Raw genomic sequence first — 4852 nt, 5'->3', positions numbered from 1 at the left:
GCTCAGCGACCGGCTCGCGATGTTCGAATTCGGTGTCGTCTGTGAGGTTTTCGGCCTCGACCGCACGGCCGACGGCCTGCCCGGCTTCGACTTCCGGGTCTGCGGCGCCGACCCGGGCACGCCACTGCGTTCCACCACCCCCGGCATCGCCGTCACCCCGGAATTCGGCCTCGACCAACTCGCGGAGGCCGACTTGGTCGCCATCCCGGCCTCCCCGATCGACCAGTACGACGACCGGGTACTCGCGGCGGTGCGCGGGGCGGCCGACGCGGGCGCGACCGTCCTCACCGTCTGCTCGGGCGCCTTCCTGGCCGGCGCGGCCGGCCTGCTCGACGGCCGCAAGTGCACCACCCACTGGCGGTATGTCGACAGACTCGCCGCGATGTTCCCCGAGGCGACCGTCGACCCCGACGTCCTGTTCGTCGACGAAGGCAACCTGATCACCAGCGCGGGCACCGCCGCGGGTATCGACGCCTGCCTGCACCTGGTCCGCCGCGAGATCGGTACCGCCGCCGCCAACGGCATCGCGCGGCGCATGGTCGTGCCGCCGCAGCGCGACGGCGGCCAGCGCCAGTTCATCGAGCAGCCGGTCCCCGAGTGCAGTTCGATCGGCCTGTCCACCACCCTGGCCTGGCTCACCGAGAACCTCGCCCACCCACACACCGTCGACGAGCTCGCGGCCCGCTCCAGCATGTCCACCCGCACCTTCGCCCGCCGCTTCGCCGCCGAAACCGGCACCACCCCGGTCAAATGGCTCACCACTCAGCGCGTCCTGTTCGCCAAGCACCTGCTCGAAACCACCGACATGGCCCTGGAACGGATCGCCGACGAGTCCGGCTTCGGCTCCGGCGCCCTGTTGCGCCACCACTTCCAGCGCCAGGTCGGCATCGCCCCCACCGAATACCGCCGCCGCTTCGGCGCGGCAGGCTGAACAACCGTCCGTTATTGTGCGTGGAATACCGATCCGGACGCTTTTCCGCAAAAAGGCGACTAACTCCACAGTGCACGAATGAAATGAGTCGGCTACGCTGATACTGACCGGTGAAATCCCGACCGCCCGTAGCAGTGTGGTCGTCAGCGCGGCATTTCGATGCCCAGGACGGTAGGGTATTCGAGCCATGCGTAGCAGCGAACTCAAGGAAACCGACACCGAGCTCGCCCCGAATTTCCCCGAGCCTCGCCTCGTCGCCGTGGAACGGTCATGGCGCATTCTTATCGCGGCGGGTTCGGATGCTGTCGGATCGCTCGACAGCGAACTCCCCCGATATGGCCACCAGGTTGCCACCGTCGATACCGGAAGAATGGCACTGAAGCTGTTCGGCCGTGCCGATCTGGTGCTGCTCGATCCCGATCTCCCCGATTTCGACGGATTCGAGGTATGCCGTTCCATCCGTGCGCGCCATACGGTTCCGATCATCGTTGTCACCGATCGCGATTCCGAATTGGACTGCGTACTCGGCCTGCGCTCCGGCGCCGACGACTATGTCACCCGACCGTTCGGCATCAGGGAACTGGTCGCCCGCATCGACTCGCTCATGCGGCGGGTCAGCCCACAGACCGAGAACGGTGCGTCCCCCTCGGGATGCGGCGCGCTGCGCGTCGACGAGTGGGCCCGCGAGGCCACCCTGCGCGGACGCCCGCTCGCACTCACCAGAAAAGAGTTCGACCTGCTGCTGATGCTGTCACGCCGCCCGGGAATCGTGGTGGCGCGCAAGCAGATCCTGGGCGAGATCTGGGACGGTTCCTGGTCGCAACACACGGTGGACACGCACGTCAGCAGCCTGCGGGCGAAGCTGGGCGCCAGCAATTGGATCGTCGCCGTTCGCGGAATCGGCTTCAAGTTGATGCCGCGCGACTGAGGGGCAACGACGAAGCCGCCGACTCCGAGGAGTCGGCGGCTTCGCTGTCTCAGCTACCGACCGCGACCACGTTCAGGTTCTCGTCGAACGCGAATCCGGGCGGCGCCTCGCCGGTGCGCAGCACCTTGATGAACTTCATCCGAGCGATCCGCCACCCCGCGGCGGTGCGCGCGACATCAGCGTCGAGGTAGCCCCAGACCAGCAGCGGCGCCTCGCCCGGCACCACGTGCTTGTGGGTCGCGGTGAGATTGAGCCGCACCGCGGCGGTGTCGCCGTCGATATCGGCATGACAATCGGTGGTGGTGTGATGGGTCGGACCGAACAGGTTGACCACATAGGTCATATGCGCGGCGATTCCCTCGATACCGCGATAATCCTCGGGCGGCAATTCGAGAAGAACATCGTCGGTGAAAATGGCTTTCGCCCACGCGTCGTCCATCGATTTGCGATCTTCGAAAAAGAAGAAGGTATCGAAGAGTGCCGCGATCTCACGATGGTCGCGCAATTCACGGACTTCCGCGCGAAGCGATTCGAGCTCAGCACGGAGAATGGTCTCGTTCATCATTTATCCCTGAGATTCCTCGCTACCGATGGTAGCGGTTCGATTTTCCGATTTCGACTTGTCGAAACGGCCGGTGATGCGGAAGCCGTCGCGAATATTGAGTGACATGAGCACGATATTTGTAGCACCGGCGACGAGTTCGAGCGCTTGCACGCCGTAGAACAACGGCCCGAACTCGTCGCGGCCCGCGAGGACGGAAAGGGTGATCGCCGAGGGGATCAGCACGAGCAACCCGTTACCCGCGATGAACGGCATCCGGCGCTTCTTCGCGAGGATCGAGGGCATCGTGGAGTCCCCGGCCAGCCGGAAGCCGGTGCCGCCGGTGGCGGCGAGAGCGAGCACCAGGATCGGCAACGCCCACGGGATGGTCTGCTTCACCGCGATGATCGCGTCCTTGGAACCGCTGAGCTCACTCACCACAGTCGAGGTCCAGAAGGTGAGAACGGTGAGCAATCCGATCGTGCCCGCGACGGGATGGATGCGGGAGAGCATGGTTTACCTCTCTTCGAAGGTCATGTGGACCGATCGGCCTCGAGGTTGCCGATCGCCTGTCGAACCATGCGGATGAAGTCGTCACCGCGGACCTCGGGGAACCCCGCGGTCGCGATGTCGTTCACCTCCCCGGCCGCGGCGATCAGCGCGGTGCGCAATCGCCGGGACCGGTCGGTGAGGTAGATCAGCGCTCGCCGGCCGTCCTGCGGGTCGGCGGTGCGCTGGATGAGGCCGTCGCGCTCCAACCGCTTGAGCGTGTGGGCCATCGTCGACTGGTCGATCCGGACCTTCTCGCAGAGTTGCAGCTGCGAGATCCCCTCCTCCTCGTACAGCGCGAGCAGTTGTGCGAACTGCCCGGGCACCACACCGTGCCCGGCGATTCGGTCGCGCAGTGCCTGTTCCATGAGCCGCGCCAGATGGTTGATCACGTACCCCAGGGAGTTGCTCCGATCCATCGGTAGCGTCTCGAGCGGTTCCATACCCACCTTCCATCGTCGTTGATCTGCGGCTCCCCTCAGATTACATGGCAAGCCATGTAATTGCGACCGGTAGCGGACACCCGGTCAACGCGGAGCCGGCGCGTGATGCTAGGGCCGACGCACACCGTCGGCAACCGGGCGGAGCGAAACCTGAACCAGCCCGGATGAATTGGACGAACTCCACAGACTGCGGCGCCCGGCGCGCGCAGCTCCTGAAGATTTCCGGAGGTTCCGTTCACCATATGGTGATCTCCGTTACGCACGATTAGTGAAGCGTCCCAACAACTTTCAGGAGGCATCGTGCGAAAAGTGCTGATCGCCAACCGCGGTGAGATCGCCGTCAGAATCGCACGAGCCTGCCGTGACGCGGGCATCACCGCGGTGGCGGTGTACGCCGATCCCGACCGCGACGCACTGCATGTGCGCACCGCCGACGAAGCCTACGCACTGGGCGGCGACACGGCGCAGTCCAGTTATCTCGATGTCGAGGCGGTACTCGCCGCAGCGCGAGCCGCGGGTGCCGACGCGGTCCATCCCGGCTACGGCTTCCTGTCGGAGAACGCGGATTTCGCCGCCGCGGTCCTGGCGGCGGGACTGATCTGGATCGGCCCGCCGCCCTCGGTGATCCGCGATCTCGGCGACAAGGTCACCGCCCGCACGATCGCGGTCGCGGCGGGCGCGCCGATCGTGGCGGGTACCCCGGGCCCGGTATCGGATCCGGACGAGGTCGTGGCGTTCGCCCGGGCCCACGGCTTGCCGGTCGCCATCAAGGCGGCATACGGCGGCGGCGGTCGCGGGCTCAAGGTGGCGCGCACCCTCGCCGAGATCCCGGAGTGCTTCGCCTCGGCGGTCCGCGAGGCGACGGCCGCGTTCGGTCGAGGCGAATGCTTCGTGGAACGCTATCTGGATTCCCCGCGGCACGTGGAGACGCAGTGCCTCGCCGACACGGCAGGCACCGTGGTCGTGGTCTCGACCAGGGATTGTTCGCTGCAGCGCCGTCATCAGAAGCTCGTGGAGGAGGCGCCGGCGCCGTTCCTCACGCCCGCGCAGCACAGCGCGCTGGTCGAATCCTCCAAGGCCATCCTGCGTGCCGCGGGCTACGTGGGTGCGGGCACCTGTGAGTTCCTGATCGGCGCCGACGGCACGCTGTCCTTTCTCGAGGTCAACACCCGGCTCCAGGTGGAACACCCGGTCTCGGAGGAGGTCACGGGCATCGACCTGGTCCGCGAGCAACTGCGCATCGCCGCGGGCGGACTCCTCGACTATCCCGATCCCCCGACGCGTGGGCACTCGATCGAGTTCCGCGTCAATTGCGAGGACGCCGGGCGCAACTTCGCGCCGATGCCCGGCACGATCACCGGCTACCGGACCCCGAGCGGTCCGGGCGTGCGGGTCGACTCCGGGGTCGAGGCGGGCACCGAGATCGGCGCGAACTGGGATTCACTGCTGGCCAAGCTCTC

At 66.5% G+C, this 4852-nt stretch carries 6 protein-coding genes; 3 read left to right on the top strand and 3 right to left on the bottom strand.

All coding sequences use genetic code 11. The features are described 5' to 3' along the window. The coding region (locus ACFWF3_RS24500) for a helix-turn-helix domain-containing protein (protein WP_379315490.1) at window positions 1-931 on the top strand (931 nt) is incomplete at its 5' end. A gap of 187 nt (window positions 932-1118) precedes the next feature. Further along, a complete protein-coding gene (locus tag ACFWF3_RS24495) occupies window positions 1119-1859 on the top strand; it encodes a response regulator transcription factor (protein ID WP_378992524.1) in 741 nt (246 codons plus the stop codon). Between the two features lie 49 nt (window positions 1860-1908). Here ACFWF3_RS24495 and ACFWF3_RS24490 read toward each other — a convergent pair whose 3' ends face one another. Genes ACFWF3_RS24490 through ACFWF3_RS24480 form a run of 3 tightly spaced genes read right to left on the bottom strand, consistent with a single transcriptional unit; the run spans window position 1909 to window position 3392 of the window. Continuing rightward, window positions 1909-2421 (bottom strand): nuclear transport factor 2 family protein, encoded by a 513-nt coding sequence (locus tag ACFWF3_RS24490; protein ID WP_379315488.1) that lies wholly within the window; start codon window positions 2419-2421, stop codon window positions 1909-1911. 3 nt (window positions 2422-2424) lie between these two features. Next, complete coding sequence (locus ACFWF3_RS24485; RefSeq protein WP_379315486.1) at window positions 2425-2913, bottom strand: hypothetical protein; 489 nt, start codon at window positions 2911-2913, stop codon at window positions 2425-2427. Window positions 2914-2933: 20 nt separating this feature from the next. After that, the gene (locus ACFWF3_RS24480) at window positions 2934-3392 is read right to left on the bottom strand and encodes a MarR family winged helix-turn-helix transcriptional regulator (protein WP_379315484.1); all 459 of its coding nucleotides are present in this window, start codon (window positions 3390-3392) and stop codon (window positions 2934-2936) included. A gap of 300 nt (window positions 3393-3692) precedes the next feature. Here ACFWF3_RS24480 and ACFWF3_RS24475 point away from each other — a divergent pair. Beyond that, window positions 3693-4852 (top strand): acetyl/propionyl/methylcrotonyl-CoA carboxylase subunit alpha (locus ACFWF3_RS24475; RefSeq protein ID WP_379315482.1); only part of this gene is annotated, 1160 nt, incomplete at its 3' end.

The sequence above is a fragment of the Nocardia sp. NPDC060220 genome, from assembly GCF_042727815.1.
In the GTDB taxonomy this organism is placed as follows: Bacteria; Actinomycetota; Actinomycetes; order Mycobacteriales; family Mycobacteriaceae; genus Nocardia.
The sequence above is the reverse complement of the archived record's forward strand: the minus strand, read 5'-3'. Positions and strand labels throughout refer to the sequence as shown.